This is a genomic window from Nonomuraea sp. NPDC049655, from assembly GCF_044465465.1.
Classification (GTDB): Bacteria; Actinomycetota; Actinomycetes; order Streptosporangiales; family Streptosporangiaceae; genus Nonomuraea.
This window is the reverse complement of the sequence record NZ_JBITLS010000001.1, coordinates 1-18,543: the sequence shown is the minus strand read 5'-3', so window position 1 is coordinate 18,543 and position 18,543 is coordinate 1. Positions and strand designations below refer to the sequence as shown.

General features: G+C 68.9%; 21 protein-coding genes. 13 read left to right on the top strand and 8 right to left on the bottom strand.

Annotation, left to right across the window (positions count from 1 at the left end):
- Positions 1-161 precede the first annotated feature (161 nt).
- Complete coding sequence (locus tag ACIBQ6_RS00105; RefSeq protein WP_358295768.1) at positions 162-902, bottom strand: SDR family oxidoreductase; 741 nt, start codon at positions 900-902, stop codon at positions 162-164.
- Between the two features lie 90 nt (positions 903-992).
- Here ACIBQ6_RS00105 and ACIBQ6_RS00100 point away from each other — a divergent pair, with 90 nt between their 5' ends.
- A complete protein-coding gene (locus ACIBQ6_RS00100) occupies positions 993-1,388 on the top strand; it encodes a MerR family transcriptional regulator (protein ID WP_397209430.1) in 396 nt (131 codons plus the stop codon).
- Positions 1,389-1,809: 421 nt separating this feature from the next.
- Here ACIBQ6_RS00100 and ACIBQ6_RS00095 read toward each other — a convergent pair whose 3' ends face one another.
- Both ACIBQ6_RS00095 and ACIBQ6_RS00090 read right to left on the bottom strand, forming a co-directional pair.
- On the bottom strand, positions 1,810-2,364 hold the full coding sequence (locus tag ACIBQ6_RS00095; protein WP_397209429.1) for a serine hydrolase: 555 nt from the start codon (positions 2,362-2,364) through the stop codon (positions 1,810-1,812).
- Positions 2,365-2,399: 35 nt separating this feature from the next.
- Complete coding sequence (locus ACIBQ6_RS00090; protein ID WP_397209428.1) at positions 2,400-3,071, bottom strand: serine hydrolase domain-containing protein; 672 nt, start codon at positions 3,069-3,071, stop codon at positions 2,400-2,402.
- 133 nt (positions 3,072-3,204) lie between these two features.
- Here ACIBQ6_RS00090 and ACIBQ6_RS00085 point away from each other — a divergent pair, with 133 nt between their 5' ends.
- The 3 genes from ACIBQ6_RS00085 to ACIBQ6_RS00075 all read left to right on the top strand — a co-directional run bounded on the left by ACIBQ6_RS00085 (position 3,205) and on the right by ACIBQ6_RS00075 (position 5,233).
- Entirely contained in the window at positions 3,205-3,927 is a 723-nt protein-coding gene (locus tag ACIBQ6_RS00085; RefSeq protein WP_397209427.1) for a helix-turn-helix domain-containing protein, read from the top strand.
- A 157-nt stretch (positions 3,928-4,084) separates the two neighbouring features.
- On the top strand, positions 4,085-4,624 hold the full coding sequence (locus ACIBQ6_RS00080; RefSeq protein ID WP_358295757.1) for a hypothetical protein: 540 nt from the start codon (positions 4,085-4,087) through the stop codon (positions 4,622-4,624).
- Positions 4,625-4,831: 207 nt separating this feature from the next.
- Positions 4,832-5,233 carry a hypothetical protein gene (locus ACIBQ6_RS00075; protein ID WP_358295754.1) on the top strand — a complete coding sequence of 134 codons (402 nt, stop codon included), beginning with the start codon at positions 4,832-4,834 and terminating at the stop codon, positions 5,231-5,233.
- 291 nt (positions 5,234-5,524) lie between these two features.
- Here ACIBQ6_RS00075 and ACIBQ6_RS00070 read toward each other — a convergent pair whose 3' ends face one another.
- Positions 5,525-6,160, bottom strand: a complete 636-nt coding sequence (locus tag ACIBQ6_RS00070; RefSeq protein WP_397209425.1) for a response regulator — start codon at positions 6,158-6,160, stop codon at positions 5,525-5,527.
- Positions 6,160-8,148, bottom strand: coding sequence for a sensor histidine kinase (locus ACIBQ6_RS00065; protein ID WP_397209424.1), 1,989 nt, complete (start codon positions 8,146-8,148; stop codon positions 6,160-6,162). Before ACIBQ6_RS00065 ends, ACIBQ6_RS00070 begins: the two co-directional genes overlap by 1 nt.
- Before the next feature lie 137 nt (positions 8,149-8,285).
- On the opposite strand from ACIBQ6_RS00065, the gene ACIBQ6_RS00060 reads away from it, so the two are divergent.
- A complete protein-coding gene (locus ACIBQ6_RS00060; protein WP_397209423.1) occupies positions 8,286-8,720 on the top strand; it encodes a hypothetical protein in 435 nt (144 codons plus the stop codon).
- 469 nt (positions 8,721-9,189) lie between these two features.
- Here the strand turns inward: ACIBQ6_RS00060 and ACIBQ6_RS00055 are convergent, their stop codons facing one another.
- Positions 9,190-9,366: a hypothetical protein gene (locus ACIBQ6_RS00055; protein ID WP_397210364.1), complete on the bottom strand. Its 177-nt coding sequence runs from the start codon at positions 9,364-9,366 to the stop codon at positions 9,190-9,192.
- On the opposite strand from ACIBQ6_RS00055, the gene ACIBQ6_RS00050 reads away from it, so the two are divergent.
- The 3 genes from ACIBQ6_RS00050 to ACIBQ6_RS00040 all read left to right on the top strand — a co-directional run bounded on the left by ACIBQ6_RS00050 (position 9,287) and on the right by ACIBQ6_RS00040 (position 11,450).
- A complete protein-coding gene (locus tag ACIBQ6_RS00050) occupies positions 9,287-9,931 on the top strand; it encodes a hypothetical protein (protein ID WP_397210355.1) in 645 nt (214 codons plus the stop codon). The genes ACIBQ6_RS00055 and ACIBQ6_RS00050 overlap by 80 nt on opposite strands.
- Before the next feature lie 62 nt (positions 9,932-9,993).
- The gene (locus ACIBQ6_RS00045; RefSeq protein WP_397209422.1) at positions 9,994-10,449 is read left to right on the top strand and encodes an RNA polymerase sigma factor; all 456 of its coding nucleotides are present in this window, start codon (positions 9,994-9,996) and stop codon (positions 10,447-10,449) included.
- A complete protein-coding gene (locus tag ACIBQ6_RS00040; protein ID WP_397209421.1) occupies positions 10,446-11,450 on the top strand; it encodes a hypothetical protein in 1,005 nt (334 codons plus the stop codon). Before ACIBQ6_RS00045 ends, ACIBQ6_RS00040 begins: the two co-directional genes overlap by 4 nt.
- Positions 11,451-11,636: 186 nt before the next feature.
- Here ACIBQ6_RS00040 and ACIBQ6_RS00035 read toward each other — a convergent pair whose 3' ends face one another.
- Positions 11,637-12,695 (bottom strand): cobalamin-independent methionine synthase II family protein, encoded by a 1,059-nt coding sequence (locus ACIBQ6_RS00035; RefSeq protein WP_397209420.1) that lies wholly within the window; start codon positions 12,693-12,695, stop codon positions 11,637-11,639.
- 773 nt (positions 12,696-13,468) lie between these two features.
- On the opposite strand from ACIBQ6_RS00035, the gene ACIBQ6_RS00030 reads away from it, so the two are divergent.
- From ACIBQ6_RS00030 to ACIBQ6_RS00010, 5 genes are all read left to right on the top strand, one after another.
- On the top strand, positions 13,469-13,774 hold the full coding sequence (locus ACIBQ6_RS00030) for a hypothetical protein (protein ID WP_397209419.1): 306 nt from the start codon (positions 13,469-13,471) through the stop codon (positions 13,772-13,774).
- A gap of 14 nt (positions 13,775-13,788) precedes the next feature.
- Positions 13,789-14,106: a hypothetical protein gene (locus tag ACIBQ6_RS00025; RefSeq protein ID WP_397209418.1), complete on the top strand. Its 318-nt coding sequence runs from the start codon at positions 13,789-13,791 to the stop codon at positions 14,104-14,106.
- Between the two features lie 460 nt (positions 14,107-14,566).
- Positions 14,567-15,511, top strand: a complete 945-nt coding sequence (locus ACIBQ6_RS00020) for a C45 family autoproteolytic acyltransferase/hydolase (protein WP_397209417.1) — start codon at positions 14,567-14,569, stop codon at positions 15,509-15,511.
- A gap of 1,106 nt (positions 15,512-16,617) precedes the next feature.
- Entirely contained in the window at positions 16,618-16,794 is a 177-nt protein-coding gene (locus tag ACIBQ6_RS00015; RefSeq protein ID WP_397209416.1) for a hypothetical protein, read from the top strand.
- 582 nt (positions 16,795-17,376) lie between these two features.
- Positions 17,377-18,105, top strand: coding sequence for an endonuclease/exonuclease/phosphatase family protein (locus tag ACIBQ6_RS00010; protein ID WP_397209415.1), 729 nt, complete (start codon positions 17,377-17,379; stop codon positions 18,103-18,105).
- Positions 18,106-18,309: 204 nt separating this feature from the next.
- Here ACIBQ6_RS00010 and ACIBQ6_RS00005 read toward each other — a convergent pair.
- On the bottom strand, positions 18,310-18,543 hold a 234-nt coding region (locus ACIBQ6_RS00005; RefSeq protein ID WP_397209414.1), incomplete at its 5' end, for a transposase.

Genomic DNA, 18,543 nt, shown 5'->3' with positions numbered 1-18,543 from the left:
CTTTGCTGCCCTCACACGTTCGCAACCAGCAGGCCGCGGTGGCATGAGAAGTGCACAAGGTGCGATCGGACGTCACCGGTAGGGCCTCGTGCGTGATCACCGGCAGGTTTGGAGGTGATGCATCGCTGGAACGTGTTCGGGCGAAGTAGGACGACTCGCCGTCAGATGGTGTACCCGCCGTCCACTGCCAGGGTGGCGCCGGTGACGTAACGGCCGCTGGGACCCGCCAGGTAGGCCACCGCGGCGGCGATGTCCGCGGCCTCGCCGTACCGGCCCAGGGCGGTGAGGGAGCGCTGGAAATCGGCAGTCTCGCCGTCGGCCGGGTTCATGTCGGTGTCGATCGGGCCAGGGTCCACGATGGTGGCGGTGATCCCGCGCGGCCCCAGCTCCCGGGCAAGTCCCTTGGTCAGCCCGGTGAGCGCGGATTTGGCCATCGCCTGCAGGACGAAGTTCGAACCGGGAACGCGGCCGTTGAAGCACGATCCGATGCTGATGATGCGCCCGCCCTCGCCCATGTGCCGGGCGGCGGCCTGTGCGGCCAGGAACACCGACCGGACGTCCACGGCAAGCACCCGATCCAGGTCCGCAGCGGACACCTCGGCCAGCGGGCCGTAGGAAAGGAAACCTGCGTTGTTCACCAAGATGTCGATGCGGCCCAGCTGTCGTACTGTCTGCTCCACCGCCTCGGCCGCGGCGTTCGGCTGGGCAAGGTCGGCCCGGACGACCGCAGCCCTGCCACCATCGGCCTCAACCTGCTGGGCGACCTCGCGCGCCTGGTCTGCTGCCTGGATGTAGGTCAACGCGATCGCCGCCCCCGCGTCGGCCAGCCGTTTGGCTATCGCCGCGCCGATTCCGCGGCTGCCGCCGGTCACCAGCGCCACTTTGCCGGTCAGGTCACTCATCGACGCCTCCATCGTAGGTATGTGTTCGTCGTGCCGGCATGGTAGAAGTTGACATCAGTGTCAGATTCAAGTCCTCGGGCGAGGTGCGGAATGCGGATCGGCGAGCTGGCCCGGCGCAGCGGGGTGAGCGAGCGTTCCCTGCGCTACTACGAGGCGCAAGGACTGCTCCGCGCCGAGCGCACCCCCGGTGGACACCGGGACTACGGCGAGTGGGCGGTCGACCGCGTCGTACGCATCCAGACGCTCTATGCCGCGGGCCTGAGCAGCAAGAAGATCGCACAACTGCTGCCCTGCATGAGAGATGCCGACGGCCGCCCGACCGAGATCGCGACCCCGAGGCTGGTCCGCGAGCTCACCGCGCAACGCGACCGCATCGACCACATGATCACCGACCTGATCCGCTCCCGCGAGGTCCTGGACGAAGTGATCGATACAGCGTCGGAGGGCTCGACCGCCGGCCCGGCTCCACTCACGCGTCGACGGTGAGCGCCGGGCCGGCTCGACCTGAACCGGCTGGAGCACGACTTCGCCGCCGGCGCGCGGTCGGCACTGGCCGTTGGTCGGGTGCCGGTCGCGGCGGATCTCCCGGCTGAGCCATTGAGCTCAAGGGTGACCGTCCCTGTCGCCTGACGGCGTTACGGCTCCATGCGTCGCCACCCCTCGTCGAGTCGAGCGGTGGTCTTGTCGTGATCAGCCCGAGGGCATCGGCGCGACCACGGGCGCGGCGTCGGGTGGACGGCCGGGAGCGTACGGTGTCTCAGCCGGCTGTGCGCCGGCTGCTGGGGGCTCTGTTGCTCAACCCTCGCGGGCGGGCCGCGACCGCAGAAGCCCGCTCATGACAGGCTTCACGGCCCGCAACCACCTGCGCACACTGACCGCGCTCAAGGGCCCAAGGTGCTCGGCCCGATCACTGAGCCGGGTCGGCCTCGTCGGCTGATCCGGCCTGCCCGTCGCAGAACACCGCCCTGAGGAGGTTGTCCAGCGCCTTCGGGAATACCGCCAGGTCGGGTGCGGTGTCCCCGTAGGTGATCGAGGCGGTCAGGGTCGTTCTCCCGTCGAGCGTGCTGAGCATCGCCGTCGCGTAGCCCGCCGTGGCGCTCCCGTTGTGGTTGAGGACGGTGCCGCAGCCCGGACCCAGGTCCTGCACGTACACCCCGAGGCCGTAGCTGCCGAAGAGGCCGGCGCTGTCGGGGTGCGGCTTGCGCATCTCGGCCAGCAGTCGGGCCGGCAGGAGCTTGCCGGTGTTGAGCGCGGAGAAGAACGTGTGGAGATCCTTGGTGGTCGAGATCATGTCACCGGCGCCGGCCAGCATGGAGGGGTTCTGGCGGGTGACGTCGACCACCTTCCACTGGCCGGCGTCCTGGTAGCGGTAGTAGCCGTGGGCGTGCGGTCCGCGAAGGTCCGTGGTGCCCGGGATCACGGTGGCTCGCAGTTTGAGCGGCCCCAGGATCCGCCGCTTCATCTCCTCGGCGATCGGGTGGCCGGTGACCTTCTCGATCAGCAGCTGGCCAGCGTGTAGTTGGTGTTGGAGTAGCTCCAGCTCGTCCCCGGTTCGAACCGCGCCGGCCTGGACAACGCGAACCGCACGAGCTCCTCCGGCTGATAGGTCTTGAACCGGTTGTCCACCCATTCCCTGCCCGCCGCGGGGATCCCCGGCTCGACCGACCCGTCCGGACGGAACTCGCCGGTGTAGGCGTACAACCCGCTGGTGTGCTGCAGCAACATCCGCACCGTGATCCGCCGGTCCAGCTCGAACGCGGGCAGGTAGTCGGCCACCGGGGCATCCAGTCCGATCTTGCCGTGGGCCACCAGTTGCAGTACCACGGTCGCGATGAAGGGCTTGGTGCTGCTGCCCAGCCGGAACCGGCCGTTCGTCGGCGGCTTCGCGCTCGCGCCCAGCTTGCGCCGCCCGACGCTGCCGACCCACTCGCCCCGCTCGTCGTTCACGCGCATCTGCACCCCGAGGAAGCCGGCATCGACGAACGCCTGGATGGCCTTCTGCAGCTCCGGGCGGTCATGTCCGGCAGCGGCCTTCCCGTCCGTGGTGGCCAGAGCCGGTGTAGCCGCCGCGGCCAGCAGCGCGGCCGCCAGCGCCGCGACCGTCACTCGCCGGAACACTTGCGGCGTCCTGGCCCTGTCGTTCTCGGCGGTACGGAGGAGTTCTCTCATGACTGGCCCCTGTTCGCGATAGTACGTGTTTCGCTCGATTCGAAAGCTATGTTGCATTCGAAATTACGTCAATCGCAAAAAAGCGTCGTTCCAGGTAGTCCACCATAAATTGGAGCAATGACACTGCGCTCGAATGCAATACGACGTTGCAATGAGTGTCGACGAAGACAACACTGGAGGCATGCCAGGACGACGATTGACCCAGCAGGACCGCGAGCGCATCGCGTCCGGGCTCGCCGACAAACTCTCCTACGGCGAGATCGCCAGGCGGCTCGACAGACCGACCTCGACGATCACGCGGGAGATCGCACGCAACGGCGGCCCCACCGGCTACCGGCCCCAGCAAGCACACCAAGCCACGATCCAGCGGGCCCGGCGCGGCTCCCCTGCACCTCCACACGCGGCCACGCCGCCGGTCGCCACGCTGGAGCAGGAGATCATCGAGATGACGGTCAGCGGGGGGATGCCAAGGACAGCCGCGCGCGTGCACCACGACCTGATGCTGTCCGAGGACGGCAGGCGCACCGCGTCCGAGCTGGCCCGCAGGTTGAAGGTCAGCCCGTCGTCCGTTTCCGTGGCCGTGAATTTCCTCCTCCAGCAGGGATTCGTCCGTCGGGAGCGCGACCCACGGCGGCGTCGCGACATCTACGTGATCGACGACGACGCCTGGTACCAGGCGGTCATGACCAGCGAGCGGCAGACACTCCAGACGGCGCGGGCCACCATGGCGGCGGCCGAAACCTACGGGCTCGACAGCTCCGTAGGGCGACGGCTGGCCAAGACGGCGGCGTACCTGGAACACGTCAGCCTGGACATCATGAAGTCAGCCGGTCGCTGGCGCGCCCTCCTGAAGTGACAGGCCCCAACCGAACCACCTGGCGAGCCGGCTGACCAGTTCCTGCCCCCACCCCGACGCTCGTGACACCACGAGCGCGGCGTGTCGCGGACGCCGTCCGCGACCTGGAGAACCTCCCCGCGGCCGAATGGTTTCGCTTGATCTCACTGGAGTCCGGATGAGAGACACCACGAAGACATACCGCTTCTCGCCGTACTACACCTGTCACGATGACGGCGTCGATCTCTGTTTCTACAGCGTCCAGCGAACCAAGGGAACCACGCTGCGCGGCCTCTGCGCCGAGATGGCGCGGGGACTGATCCAGACGTGCGACTCGACCGGTACCTTCTCACGCACCCTCCTGTCGGACACTCTGCCGGGACTTCCGCCCGACCGCTGGGACAACTTCATCGAAGAGTTGGCGCGAAGAGGGATCCTCATCCCAGCCACAGCCGCTGATCAGGACGACGCCGAGGACGATGCGACGGTCATCCTGACCGGCACGCACGGCTCCGAGCAACTGCATACCGACCTGCACTCCGTGTTGAAGGGATTCGGCCTGGCCGTGCACCCGGCCGAGATCGACGACCTGACCACGATTGCCCTCGGCGGCAGGACGCTCGTGATCTTCGCCGACGACGGCTACGACGTCGCCGCGCAAGCCGATCGGCCTTTCGCAACCGTCGGGACGACAGGATCTGAACCTGCGACCCCTTGACCCCCAGAACATGGGTGTACGCGTTTCCGCACGTCAAACGCACTCTCACGGTGAGCGCACCGTTCGCCGACCTGAGGGTTGCGCAAGTGCGAGCATGGCGTGTGGTTCCCAGCGGGTCCCCAACCCCATCCGTTGGCGCCGTGGAGACACTGATATACAACCGCGCGATGCGAAGTTCTTGGTCTTGCGGGTGCCGAATATTCATCCGTGCAGGTCATGGAGGTGACGCACTCCGTCGCGTGCCGCGCACGGCATGATGGTCGATCATGTCCATTGCGCTTGGCCTACCTCACGGTCACGACCACCTTCTCCTTCCTGGGGCTGCTCCCCCGAACCGATCGTGACAAGGAAATCGAAATCCTGGTGTCGCGGCACCAGCTGATGGTGACGCAGCGGCAGGTGACCACGCCCGCGTTCACGCCGACCGATCGGTTCCTTCTCGCTGGGCTGCTTCACCGCCTGCCGACGAAGAGACTCCGGCATCTTGGGTTGCTGGTCCGCCCGGACACCGTCCTGCGCTGGCACCGCGGTCTGCTGCGGTGCCGTCGCGCCGCGGCCGGCGCGCCTCGCGGGCGTGGTGTGGGAGATCCGCAAAGCGCGCGACATTGATCCGTCTCCCGAGCGGACCGCCGCCGCCTGGGCCGCGTTCCTGCGCAGCCAAGCAGGCGCTCTGCTGGCGTGCGACTGCTTCGAAGTCCGCCCCCTGCCCGCCGGCCGCTTGAACGTTCTGACGGTCCCAGAACCTTCTGCACGCGCTGCGCGAGTTCGAAGCCTTCTACAACTTGGGCGCATCCTGAAGGAGCATCGGCATGCGGCTTCACCTGGCCGGATGATTGATCGGCACCCGCACGGTCAGGTGTCCGGCCAGGGGGTTCGCGGGCGGACGGAAGTCGGCGATGATCAGCCGGAGCCGAGCCCGGCATCCCGCGCCCGGACAACCGCCGCCGAACGGTCGGAGACGTGCAGCTTGGCGAAGATGTTGGACACGTGGTTGCGCACGGTCTTCTCGCTCAGCACGAGCCGCCGCGCGATCGCCTGGTTGTTCAGACCGACCGCGACCAGGTCGAGGATCTCCACCTCGCGGTCGGTCAGCTCGGGCAGCGGGCGCGGGCGTGCCGCGGTCGTGGCGAGCACCGACAGCAGGCGTTCGCCCGTAGAGGCGCCGAACACCACCTGCCCGGCCGCGACCGCCCGCACCGAGCGCACGATGTCCTCGCCGGTCGACTCCTTCAGCAGGTAGCCGCGGGCCCCGGCTCGGATCGCGGCGAGCACGCTCTCGTCGTCGGTGAGCATCGTCAGCGCCAGCACGACCGTCTCCGGCCGGTCGGCGAGGATGCGGGCGGTCGCCTCCACGCCGGTGATGCCCGGCAGGTGCAGGTCCATGAGCACCACCTCCGGCGCGACCCGTCCGGCGAGGTCGACGGCGGCCTCGCCGGTGCTCGCGACGCCCACGACGTCGATCTCCGCGTCGCCGAGGAGCGCGACCAGGCCCTCGGCGAACACCGGGTGGTCCTCCACCACCATGACCTTGATCATCAGGCCGCCAGCGGGAGTCTGACGAGCAGGAGCGTGCCCGGTCCCGAGCCGGTGACCAGCTCGAACGTGCCGTTCAGCTCCTCGGACCTGCGCCGCATCGAGGCCAGGCCGAACCCGCGCCGGACGGGCGCGCCGACGCCCACGCCGTCGTCCTGCACGCGCAGCTCCAGGGTGTCGGTGGCGCGCAGCGTGACCGTGCAGCGGGAGGCCATGGCATGCCGTACGGCGTTCGTCAGCGCCTCGGCGGCGATCCGGTAAGCGGCGAGCTCGACCGGCGGCGGCAGCACGGGCAGGTCGGGCGGCACCTCCACGTCGACCGCGAGGTCGCCGGCGAAGCCCCTGCCGAGCTCGGCCAGCGCGCCGGCCAGGCCCAGGTCGTCCAGGGGCGGCGGCCGCAGGTCGTTGACGATCGTGCGGACGTCCTCGACGGTGGCGCGGATGCGCCTGGACAGCTCGTCCATCACCCCCTTGGCCTTGGCGGGGTCGGTGTCCACGAGGCGGCGGGCGCGGTCGGTCTGGAGCGCGAGCGCGGCCAGGTTGGGGCCGAGGCCGTCGTGCAGCTCGTACAGCAGCCGGTCGCGTTCCTCCTGGCGGGCGGCGAGCATACGGCCGTGCGAGCGCTCCAGGTCGGCGCCGAGGCGGTGGGCGTGCACGGCCACCGCGACGTGCGGGGCGAGCTCGCCCACCAGCTTGTGGTCCTTCGGGCGCAGCCGTTCGCCGAGCAGCAACGCGCCGACCGGCTCGCCCCGGTGCAGCAGCGGCACGCTCTCGGCGACCTCGCCCGGACGGCCCCAGGAGGCGACGACCGCGCCGGACTCCTCGACCGCGACGTAGTGGACGCGCAACACCCTGCCGACCTCCGCGGCCATCTGGTCGAGCAACTCGCCCGGCACGCCGGCGCCGGACAGGCGGGTGCCGAGCATGCGCAGCGCGCGGGCCGGGTTCTCGCGGTCGCCGTACACCAGGCGGTTGGCGGCGGCGAGGACCCGGGCGTACAGGGGATGCACGACGAACGCCACGAGCACCGCCGACACGCCCGCGCCGACGATGCCACCGAGGGTGAACGCGACCAGCGCGTACATGATCAGCAGCCCGACGCTGAGCGCGCCGAAGGCGAGCGCTCGCGACAGCAGGAGGTCCAGGTCCCACAGGCGGTGGGCGACGATCGCGACCGAGACCGCCACCGGCAGTGGCACCGCCGCCAGCACGAGCGCGCCCGCTCCCCAAGACGCGACGAGCGCCACCCCGGCCAGCGCGACCGTGATCAGCGCGGCGGCCACCACCCACTGGAGCCGCCTGCGCACCTCCTCGCCCGACGACCGGTACCGGACGGCGAGCGAGGCCACCGCGGCGGCCACGGCCCCCGCCGTGCACGCGACGACCGGCCCGTCCAGCACGTCGGGCAGGCCGCGCAGACCGGCCAGCACCCCCGCGTACCCGTCGGGGAACAGGCCAGGCACGTTCTCGTACGGCACCGGCCGCAGCATCCAGTCGAGCGTGTTGGCCCCGATCGCGACGAGCGCCGCCACCAGCGCGGGCCGCCAGCGGCGCGAGGGCAGCCGCCCGTCCGGGAAGATCAGCAGGAAGACCGTCGGCACGACGAGGTAAGCCGGCATCCACAACCAGTTGGACGCCCACATCGCCCAGTCGTCACCCGGCAGCCGCCCGCCCCCGACGCCGCCCCCGACGCCCTGGTTGATGCCGAGCAGCCCGTACGTGCCGAGCGCCAGCCCCACCGCCTGGGCCGCCCCGGTGAACACCATCACCCAGCCCACCCGGCCCGCCGGTCCGACCGGCCGCTGCGACACCACGAAGAGCCCCGGCACGCCGAACGACAGCGCCGCCACGCCGCGGAAGGCGTCGAACCGCTCGACGATCCCCGTGACGCCGAGCGCCCGCAGCCGCGGCTCGACCGCCAGCGAGCCGACCACGAGGGCGACGAGCACCCCGCCGACCAGCGAGGCTCGCCGTACCGATCTGTCCTTCATGGAGTGAATCGTGCCACCCGGTTGTCCCGCCGTCACGGGACGAGAAGTCCCCTCCGGGTCGGGACATGAGGCTCATGACGCCCGGCGGCCGCCGCGCACATCCTTGAGGCCGTTCCCTACGACCTCAGGAGAAGAACATGTCCGTCTCCACCACGACCACCACCGACCGGCCGCTGAAGGTCTCGCTGCTCGCCGGGGTCGGGCTGCTGCTCGCCCTGGACCTGGCCGGCGCGGTCATCTCGCTGTCGGCCGGCCTGAACGCCACGTTCCTGGACGCGCTCGGCTCCCAGGCGCGCCTGTCGGCGCCGATCCCGATGATGGTCGCGCAGGTCATCCTGGTCGCGGGGGCAACCAGCCGCCGCCGGGCGCTCGCCGCGCCCGCCGCCGGGCTGCTGGTCGTGGCGGGGGTGCTGGCGTTCATGTCCGGCTTCTACGACGGAGGCTACGCGGCCGACCTCACCGGCGGCCAGCGGATCTTCCAGATCGTCCTGGTGTGCGCGCATCTGGGGGTGGGCGTGCTGGCCGCGATCCGGCTGGTCGGGCTGCTGCGCCACCGTAAGCCACTTCCGTGAGCAGGAGAACGTCGATCGCCGGAGCCGGCGGCGCGAGGTAGGCCACCAGCCTGGCGTGCGCAGCGCCACGACGGCGGCCGCCATGGCGGTTCGCAGCATTGGCCGCCATGGCGGTTCGCAGCATTCTGCCGCTGAGCTTGGGACGCCGGACCGCTGCGCATCTCCGGGGCCGCCTACCGGTTGCGACACCGAGAGCTCCCATGGCTGACGCGCCCGGACCAGACGCATCCATGAGGTCCCCAAATGGAGGCCGGCCACTCCCGGTCAGCGGCAACCGCGTCCGGGTCGCCAGGATCCTCAAGAGCACGCTGACCTGAGACATGCCTGGCCGACGAGCTCGCCCCAGGCCGGGAGCGCGGGTTGACCAGTTCCTGGACGACCTTCTCAGGCTCCCGTGTCCCTACAAAAGGCGGGTGACGGAGCTCGTGGCGGGCCAGAACCCTCCGCCTGGAGACCTCTTCCGGCTCTGTCAGCCCGCGCCCGGAAACGTCGAACACCGCGCCGGCTGGAACAGCCTGCCGCCCATCTCTCCGCCTCTTCCCGGGCTGACCCGGAGCTGCGGCAGGCTGCCCCACCACTGGAAGACCAGCCCCGCGGTCCGGCCGAGCCGGTCCGCCAGCGGGCCGACGGCCATACTGCCCAGCACCCCACCGACGCCCCAGGCCCCGCGTCGGCGAGGACCGGCGCGAGGTAGTGGCAGTGATCGTCACGGCCGGTCGGCCTGCTGGGGCGAGCTGTTCTCGGCCGCCGCCAAGGGCCGGGGCGCGGCCGGGGTGGTCTGCGACGGGTACGTCCGTGACCGCGCCAAGATCCTGGACCTGGACTTCCCCGTCTTCGCCCTGGGCACGCGGCCGGTCGACTACCGCGCCAGGATGCGGGTGGCCGCCGTCCAGGAGCCGGTGACCTGCGGCGGGGTGCTGATCACGCCGGGCGACCCGGTGCCGGCCGAGGACGACGGGGTCGTGGCCGTGCCCCGGGCCCGCGATCGGCACCAACGGCCACGTCAGCATGTGAGGCGCGATCACGAACGTCTGCCCACCGAAGGACGCCTGAGCCCACCGCATCGGCCCGCCGCTCCCAAGCATGTCCCTGGCCCCAAGGCGACCCGGTCAGCCGTGATCCCGGTGGACGGCCAGCACGATCTTGGGCTTGTTGCCGGACACATCTCTGCGACAAGTAATCAAGATTTCCTGGAAGAGTCGCATGCTTGAGGGCAAACAAGAATGTGATCACTGCTCCTGACGTCTTCGAAGCTGTTTTCGAAGCCCATTACGTGGAGATCCGGCGCTACATCGGGCGCAGGCTCGACCCCGATGTGGCCGAGGATCTCGCCGCGGAGACGTTCCTCATCGCCTTCAGGCAACGCGAACACTTCGACTCGGCCATGGGTGGGGTCAGGCCGTGGCTGTACGGCATCGCGACCAACCTCATCGGCCGCCACCGGCGCGCCGAGGTGCGCAGGTACCGCGCCATGGCCAGGACGGGGCCGCCACCTGACGACGAGGGACATGACCAGCGGATCGTGGACAGGCTCAGTGCGGGCGTGACGGTTGGTCGGCTGGCCGGGGCGCTGGCGCGGCTGTCGAAGGGGGAACGCGACGTGGTGCTCCTCATCGCGTACGGCGGGTTGAGATACGACGAGGTGGCGGCGGCGCTCAGCATCGCCTCGGGGACGGTCGCGTCCCGGTTGAGCAGGGCCAGGACCAAGCTGCGTGAGGTGTTGGGATGAACGAGTTCCAGGTCATCGACTCGGTGATGCCCGATGTGCCACCCCCGTCGGCCGACCAGCTGGCTGCGGCACGGGAGCGGGTACTCGCAGCCACACAGGCACCCGCCGGGTCCGTGGTACGGGCGGGCAGGAGGTCGTGGACGGGGATGGCGCTCGTCGCGGCGGCCGTCGCGCTCATCGTCGGCGCGGTGGTGATCCTCGTACCCCGACCTGCATCGGACCCGGTCGCGGTCACCCCCATGCAGAAACTGGAAGCTGCGGCCGCCAGGCTGGCGGCGACACCGGAGGCGAAGGGCCGCTTCTGGCGACGCGACACCGAGCATGTCATGAGGACGAAGAACGCCTATGGCTACAAGGTTGAGGAACGCGCCATGGAGGTCCTCACCTTCGGCCCCAACCGCGAGGTCTACGGCTGGCACGAGCCGATCTCGTCGAAGCCGTACACGGCCGAGGGCCTGGAAGCGTGGCGACAGGACGGCTCCCCCAGGCTGTGCCCCGCGCGGGGGTGCGACAAGAACATGCCCGCATACGGCTCGGCGGACCTGGACTTGGGGCTGGAGCTCGCCGATGGGCTGAAGCCGACGCTGGCGGAGTTGCGGAGCCTCCCCAAGGAGCCGGCGGCGCTCAGGGCACGGCTGCTGGAACGCTACGACCCTCAGGTGGCCGCCGAGCGCGAGCCATGGCTGGAGGGGGCCGTCTCTCGGCTCATCAACTCGCCGGCGACGCCTGGCACCAGGGCTGCCGCCTACCTTCTCCTGGCCAAGGCGCCGGGCATCAAGGTGGTCGACGACGTTCCCGGGACGTTCGGGCTCGACGGGCTGGCCCTCCAATTCCAGTGGGGGCAGATCGTGATCGACCGCATGACTGGCCGATTGCTCGGGAGGCAACGGCTCACTCCCGAGGGCGTCGCCTGGGGCGCCGAGATCGTCAGGAAGGCGGGCTGGAGCGATGTGCGGCCCGTGCCGCCTTCCAGATGCGTCCGCTGTACGGCCCGGCTCTAGAACACGCGTACTGGATTGCGTTGCGACGGCGACCATCAGCAGGCACGTCCTCGGCCTGATGCCCAGCGCGGTTCAGCACCTGGCAGGCGGGTAACGCTGCGGTCCGTGCGCCGCGCCCCGCCCACCTCCTTGCGGGTGACCTGCTCGTCCGTGGGCAACGTTCTCACGGACGGGCAGGCGCAACGATCAGATGCCGAGCTCGGCCGAGGCCAGCTCGGTGCCCTCCAGCCGGGCCCGGATCTTGGCGAACGCCGTCTCCCGTGAGGTGGAGGTGTCGTCGGCGAACGGCGCGAACCCGCAGTCGTCACAGGTGCCCAGCCGGTCGGCGGGCAGGTGGCGGGCGGCCCTCAGGACGCGGTCGCGGACCTCCTCGGCGGTCTCGACACGCGGGTCCACCGGGTCGATCACGCCGACGAAGATCCGCGCGTCGGCGGGCAGGTGTTCGGCGGCGACCGCCAGGACCTTGTCCGGGTCGGGCTCGCTGGCCAGTTGGAGGTAGAAGTTGCCCGCCTTGAGCCGGAACAGCTGGGGCAGCAGGGCCGCATAGTCGACGTCGAGGCTGTGGGTGGAGTCCTGGTCGCCGCCGGGGCAGGTGTGCACCCCGATGCGCGCGCGTTCTGCGTCGGTGAAGCGCTCCAGGACGCTGTTGTTGAACGCGACGAAGTCGTCCAGCACCCCGCCGCTCGGGTCGAGCTTGAGCGAGAGCCGGCCTTCGGTGAAGTCGAGTTGCACCACGTGCGCCCCGGCCTCCAGGCAGCCGCGGATGTCGGCCTCGGCCTGGTCGGCCAGGTCGGCCAGGAACGCCTCGCGCGGGTAGCCGTCGATGCCCTCGGCCGGGTAGAGCAGGCTCAGCGCCGACGGCGCGATGACGGCCTGCTTGACCGGCACGCTCGCGTGGCGCTGGGCGGCGCGCAGGTAGTGCTCGGCGTGGACCTGGTAGCGGAACGGTCCGGCCGTCAGCCGGGGCAACTGCCGCTGGTGCCCGTCGGCGAAGGGGATCACCACGCCGTCCGGGACGAGTCCGTCGAGCCCGGCGAGCGGGTAGGTGGCGAAGCTGGGCTTGGCCTGCTCTCCGTCGGTGACCACCGGCGAACCCAGCTCCTGGAGACGGTGGACGGTGTCGCGGACGGCCTGTTCCTGCGCCTCGGCCAATGCGGACGCCCCCTCGGCCGGGTCGGAGGCTGCGATGGCCAGCAGGGCAGGCGGGCGGGGGATGCTGCCGATCGGCTCGGTGGGGAGTGGCATGATGACAGCGTAGATAACGAGGCGTATCTGATCAATCGCTTCCCGTGCGCGTGGTCGCCCGCTTCGCGGACCACGGGTTGAGGAACCGACGGACAGCCGTTGGCGCAGAGGATGCCGACGGCCAGGCGCAGCAGTTCAGGCTCGGGGCACTCCTCGGCGCGATCGGCCTTCGGGAAGGATCGGAGCGCCGGTGCTGACCCATGAGTAGGGATCTCCGGGACCCTACGGCGCTCTACGCGAGCATGAACAGTTCTACGACCAACACCGCGCCCACCAAGCCCTGACCCAAGGAGCCCGGCTGCGGCCCGTCCCGGCCCCGATCACAGAACCCGAGCGAATCACCGACCTGAACATACGCAGACGAGGTCGGCTTGGCGACGTCCTCTCCGAATACTCACATGCGGCTTGAACTGCACGGATGGAGTTTTCGCCAGGCGCAATGTTGGCCAGCTGCTGCTCTCGGAGACTGTCGGGGCTCACGTTGGCCGCAGCTCAATGACCTTCTCCACCTGGTCGCCTGGAGTTGGGGCTCCCGATCCCGGCCCACCTCAACACGTCCTCAACACGTCCTCAACACCGCCCGCCGCACGATGAGGATCACCAGTCGATCACACGGCAAGGGGGCAACAGGCGGTGAAGAACCAGCACGTTGGGGGCGCCAGCGGCGGGTGGCGCGGTCAGCTCGCACACGCTGCCCGCTGGACGGTGCTGAGTAGTACGAAACTTGGCGATCAGCCGCGAAGACTCGATTCACGAAAATCTGCCCACGTGAGGTGAAGGTGAAAAGGAAAAAGCAGGCCGTCATCATCGCTTTCAGTATCGTGCTCGGCGGCGGGGCATCGCTCGTCACCGCCCCCTCGGCCCTTGCCGACCCAGGAACCTGCGCTCGAGTAGGGGAAGGAAGCCCGGCCTACGAGGGGATGGTCTTCCCGGTGTACAACCGGTGCGGCCACACCATCAAGGTCAGGGTCAACGACGGGGCCGGCAGAACAAGTTCGTGTGGCAAGATCGCGCCGAAGGCGACGAAATCGTTCCTGGTATCGACCGGGAAGTTCTGGGCCTACGCCCAGAACTGCTGAAAGGGGATCGGCGTATGCTCATCACTGCGAAACGTGCTCTGCGTTTCAAGATAGTCGTCACGAGCGCTGCCATGGTCGTTTCCACCACGGCACTCACCGGTACGGCATCGGCGGATCCCGGATTCTGCGGTGTCCGCGTTTCGGGGCCCGACATGATTGTCGGCGGCTCGCAAGCTGGCTATGTCGTTCGTAACAAATGTACCGCAACGCACAAGTTCAAGGTCGTCCTGAACGGGAAGTCCAGCATCGGCTGCTGGACAGTCGCCGGAGGAGGCCGCCGAACCTACTCCTCGGCGATTTGGACGACCAACTGGGTTGTTCGCAACTGCTAATCCCAGGGAATAGTCAGGGAGTTGGAGGGCGTGGCGGTCTTGCTGCTGATGCAGCTTATGTGCTGCCGAACCGCGACCACCAGAGGGCTATTCCGGTAGGAAAATCCCGCAGTCGAGGTCTCTTGTCGTCGTCGCAAGCATCCGGTTGTTCGTCTCTGCCGAGGCAGCCGCGCCCTTGATGACAAGTAGCAGCTCCGAACTGGTACCGGCTGTAACGGTCGGCTGGTTGCGTTCCGTCACACCGTGGCGTGACGGAGGTATTTCCGCCGCCCAACTCGTTACGGTCCATGGTGCCTGTGCGGCGCCGAAACTCGTCCATGGCGTCCGACCGTCCGACAAACGGCCAGCTCAACAGCAGTGTCCGCGCTTTGGCAACACACAGGCACCACCTGGTGAATTACCCGCACAATTAGCTAGGTTGCCCTCACCTCGTCCGATTCTCACAGGGAAAGTGGCAGCCATGCGGCAACAGCACAAGACCTTCCAGGCGATCGAGGTCGGCGACGGCGGCGACGAGGTGTGGGCCGCCCACGCCCGGGCCCTGTGGCAGGACATGGAGGGCCTGCTGACCGAGGAGGGCCGGACTCCGGAGGGCGCGGATCGTGTTCGAGCGCTGTTCCGTGCGCACCTGCCGGAACTGGTCCCGGTTCTGGACCGCCTGGCCGGCCAACTCGACCGGCCCGAGGCGGAAGTCTTCCTCACCCACGCGGCACTGCGGCCGTTCTCCCAGTCCTGCACCCAGATCGGCCAGAACGGCACTCTGCTGCGCAACTATGACCTGCGGCCCGATCAGTGCGAGGGGACCATCGTCTCCTCCTGCTTCCTGCGCCCCGTGATCGGGATGCAGGACATGCTGTGGGGCTTGCTGGACGGGATGAACGACGCCGGTCTCGCGATCTCGCTCACCTGGGGCGGACGTTCTGTCTACGGACATGGCTTCGCCATTCTCATCCTCGTGCGCTACCTGCTGGAGACGTGCGACACCGTCGATGAGGCGGTCGACAGGCTGCGGTCCCTGCCGGTCGCCGTCCCCCAGAACCTCACCCTTGTCGATCCCAAGAAGGCGATGACGGTGTTCGTGGGACCGGACATGCCGCCGACGGTGGCACCGGAGGCCTGCGCCTCCAATCACCAGCACCTGCCGGTGACCGACGAGCAGGAGCGGACCATGCGGACGCAGGAGCGGCTGCGAGCCATCCGCGCCGCAGGCGCGGACGTGGCGGCGATGCTCAAGCCGCCGCTGTATCGATCCGTCGACGAGCAGGGGACGGTAACGCTCTACACCGCCCACTACCGGCCCGCCGAGGGCCTTGTGACGTACTACTGGCCCGGTGAGTCCTGGCAACAGTCCTTCGGCGACTTCACCCCCGGAACCCGCACCGTGACCTTGGGCCGGGCCAGCTGAAAAGCTTTCCGGACTCCTGCTCACGACCTGCACGAAGATCTTGCGAGAACATGATTTCACCCACCGCAGACAAGCCCTCCCTCGGCTGGCCCTGACACGTGGCAATCCCCCTGAACGGTCAGCGCCCGGGCTGCCTACGCGGGAAGCGATCATTCTCTTCCCGGGAAGCGATCTTCTCAACCCCTCTTGCGCCCCAGGCCCGCCCTGTTCGTGAACACCCCGGACGGCAGATGCCTGGCGCTGCCACTGGTCCTGACCTGTCTGTAGCAACGCCACACCTCGCATCCAGAGTTGGCCGCGCCCGCCGTACACCCGCTCGGCTTCCTCCGGGCTGGCAAACCACAGGGACTTGGGGCCGGGCCGCTCCTTGGCGAGTGCCATCGTGCACTCGGTGCGGGGCCCAGAGCACGTTCGCCGTGTTCGGGCCGACGGGGTTCGGCCTGCGCTGCCACTCCGGCAAGGACGCCTCGTAGGCGGCGTTCTCCTCTTCCATGATCATGGTCGTCCTTTCTTCAAGTACCGGTCGCGCTGCCAGAGGGTGGCGGGCCGCCACGTCACGCCGATCGCGTGGTTGCCCTCGTCGACGGGCCCCACCGGCCCAGTCGCACGCGTCGCAGGCATCGCTGATCTGCCACAGCGCGCCGCAGGGGCACCGCCACAGGTCGCCGAGGCGGCCGTCGGGCGGGCCGCGAGTGGACCACCGAGGAACTTCGCGACGACTACCGCGAGCCTGCCGGTCGCGCACCCTGGCCGGCTGGTCGGCCGGCGCCGCGCGCGTCAGCGTGTGGGCAGCCATCCCAGGTGGATGTCGGCCCGTGCTCCTGGCAGCCGCCGTCGTGATCGAACCGGCATGGGCTGCTGTCGGAGAGCTCGCGGATCAGGTCACGCAGTTCGTCGCGCTGCCGGACAGCCTCGGCGAGCGTCGAGCTGGTCCCGTTCGGCCTCGGCCCGCTGCCGGGCCTCGTGTGGGGTGAGTCGGCCGACACGCTGCACGATGAGCGCGTAGCGGTCGTACGTCCCGGCCGGGCTGATTTCCATCGACACCTTCGGCATCTCGACCGGCGTCTCGGAGTAGTTCGGGCATCGCCGAGCATGCCGATGGCGCAATGCACCCAGACAGCGGCGATATCGCGGGGCGGGATCAGGTCGAGGTTGATGCTGCCGCCCTCGACAGTGAGGCTGCGCAGCAGGGTCTGGTCGGCGAGGGCCTCCGCGTCCGCGGTGATGCGGCGCTCCAGCTCGGCGCGAAGTTCGGCGACCTCTGCGTGGGCCTGCTCGGCTGAGCTTGGGCCAACAGGGCGAAGCACAACGGCGGGGAAGCCGAGCGCTGAAGCTTCGAGCGCGAGACCGAACACGCAGCCGAGCTCTCACTCAACTTCTCCTGGCTCAGGTGATGCTCGCACAAGACCATGTCGACGAAGCGTGTGCACGGGCAAAGGAGGCGGTGGAGGACACTCGGTCATTGAGCTCGTTCGTCATCGCTCAGCAACTGGCCGATCTGCGCGGGGAGTTGCAAGTCCATAAGAAGCACGCCTCAGTGCCGGACACACTCCGAATCCTCGATGGCGCCCTTCGCGAGCGTTACTGGTTGTATCAGTGAGGCTTTTCCAAGCTGATCGGGCTGATCAGCAGGAGAGAACCTGGACGGGTTGGCATGAGAAGAGGCTCTTGGCACCTCGTAGGCCCGGGTCTGACCCCATGAAGACCAATAGGCTCCTGGTTGCCAGATGTGCCGGTTGAGCGGTCTTTTGACGGCTCGGATCATGTGTGGAGGGATCTCGGTGATGATGATCAGCCAGCTCGTGATCGCCGGACTGTTGTTACCGAACCTGTCCGTACAGGCACAGCCACCTCTCCTCCACGTGATGACGTGGAACGTCTGTGCGGGCACCAACGCCGGGTGCGCGCTCTTCCGCCGCTCGAACGCCGAGCTGGCCTGGCACGTGGCCGCGCTGGCGACCGAGGCGGACGTGGTCTTCCTTCAGGAGTTCTGCACGGGCGCCGACGCCGACCTGGAACACGAGCTCGAACGCCGTACCGGCCGGAATTGGAGCGTCCGGTCGGCGGGGCTGATGTATTCGGACGGTTCCCCGTACCAGTGCCTGCCCGACAGAAACGGCAGGCCACGCGGGGTGCTGAGCGTCACCCTGGCCGTGGCCGGAACGGACACCGGCCTCGTCGTGCACGCGCTGACCTCGCCGCCGTGGGGAGCCCGCAGGTACGCCGTCTGCACGGCCGACCGGACGTTCTGCACCGCGCACTTCTCGTCGGGATCGAGCTACGACGACAGGCAGAAGGGCAGGCCCTACCGGCACATCCAGTTGCGCGAGCTGTTCAAACTCGGCCGGGGTGTGATCGGCGGCGACCTCAACCTGGTGCCGCGCGACGCCGCCGCGGCCTACAAGGGCCGCGACGAATGCGACCCGCGCCGGCGCTGGACCTACGTGACCGGCAGGCGGAAGATTGATTACGTGTTCGCCGGCGAGGGCCGCGTACGGAGATGCTTCGTCGATTACGCCCGGAGCACGTGGTCTGATCACGTCCCGCTGCACGCCTGGGTGAAAGCAGGCTCAACGCCGCCTGCACCACGTTGAGCCGGCCCAGCACCGGGTTGTTCGTCCTGCCCTACCAGCGAAACGCGGATTTTGCGCATCCGTCTTACCGGCCAGGGACGAATTGGGATGCGCCCTGACTGAGGCCTTTCATCCGTGGGTGAGCTCGTAGTTTTGCAGGACGGCGAGGTCGCGTCCATGGATGTGGCGTATGAGTCGATCTTCGCGTGATCCTGTATCTGCAGGTTAAGCGGTCAGTGTCTGCGGGATCGGGGCCGGGGTGGATGTGTCGCCGGGGACGCATCGCAGGCGGGCTTTGGCCAGCACGTCCAATCCCGTGTAGCGGCGAGCTTCGACCCACTCGTCGGTCTGCTCGGCCAGGACGGCGCCGACCAGGCGGATGATCGCGGCCCGGTCGGGGAAGATGCCGACCACGTCGGTGCGGCGGCGGATCTCCTTGTTCAGCCGCTCCTGCGGGTT

Coding starts and splice junctions, on each gene's coding strand:
- ACIBQ6_RS00105 (WP_358295768.1), bottom strand. CDS start 902: ATGAGTGACCTGACCGGCAAAGTGGCGCTGGTGACCGGCGGCAGCCGC.
- ACIBQ6_RS00100 (WP_397209430.1), top strand. CDS start 993: ATGCGGATCGGCGAGCTGGCCCGGCGCAGCGGGGTGAGCGAGCGTTCC.
- ACIBQ6_RS00095 (WP_397209429.1), bottom strand. CDS start 2,364: ATGAAGCGGCGGATCCTGGGGCCGCTCAAACTGCGAGCCACCGTGATC.
- ACIBQ6_RS00090 (WP_397209428.1), bottom strand. CDS start 3,071: ATGAGAGAACTCCTCCGTACCGCCGAGAACGACAGGGCCAGGACGCCG.
- ACIBQ6_RS00085 (WP_397209427.1), top strand. CDS start 3,205: ATGCAATACGACGTTGCAATGAGTGTCGACGAAGACAACACTGGAGGC.
- ACIBQ6_RS00080 (WP_358295757.1), top strand. CDS start 4,085: ATGAGAGACACCACGAAGACATACCGCTTCTCGCCGTACTACACCTGT.
- ACIBQ6_RS00070 (WP_397209425.1), bottom strand. CDS start 6,160: ATGATCAAGGTCATGGTGGTGGAGGACCACCCGGTGTTCGCCGAGGGC.
- ACIBQ6_RS00065 (WP_397209424.1), bottom strand. CDS start 8,148: ATGAAGGACAGATCGGTACGGCGAGCCTCGCTGGTCGGCGGGGTGCTC.
- ACIBQ6_RS00060 (WP_397209423.1), top strand. CDS start 8,286: ATGTCCGTCTCCACCACGACCACCACCGACCGGCCGCTGAAGGTCTCG.
- ACIBQ6_RS00040 (WP_397209421.1), top strand. CDS start 10,446: ATGAACGAGTTCCAGGTCATCGACTCGGTGATGCCCGATGTGCCACCC.
- ACIBQ6_RS00035 (WP_397209420.1), bottom strand. CDS start 12,695: ATGCCACTCCCCACCGAGCCGATCGGCAGCATCCCCCGCCCGCCTGCC.
- ACIBQ6_RS00025 (WP_397209418.1), top strand. CDS start 13,789: ATGCTCATCACTGCGAAACGTGCTCTGCGTTTCAAGATAGTCGTCACG.
- ACIBQ6_RS00020 (WP_397209417.1), top strand. CDS start 14,567: ATGCGGCAACAGCACAAGACCTTCCAGGCGATCGAGGTCGGCGACGGC.
- ACIBQ6_RS00015 (WP_397209416.1), top strand. CDS start 16,618: ATGCACCCAGACAGCGGCGATATCGCGGGGCGGGATCAGGTCGAGGTT.
- ACIBQ6_RS00010 (WP_397209415.1), top strand. CDS start 17,377: ATGACGTGGAACGTCTGTGCGGGCACCAACGCCGGGTGCGCGCTCTTC.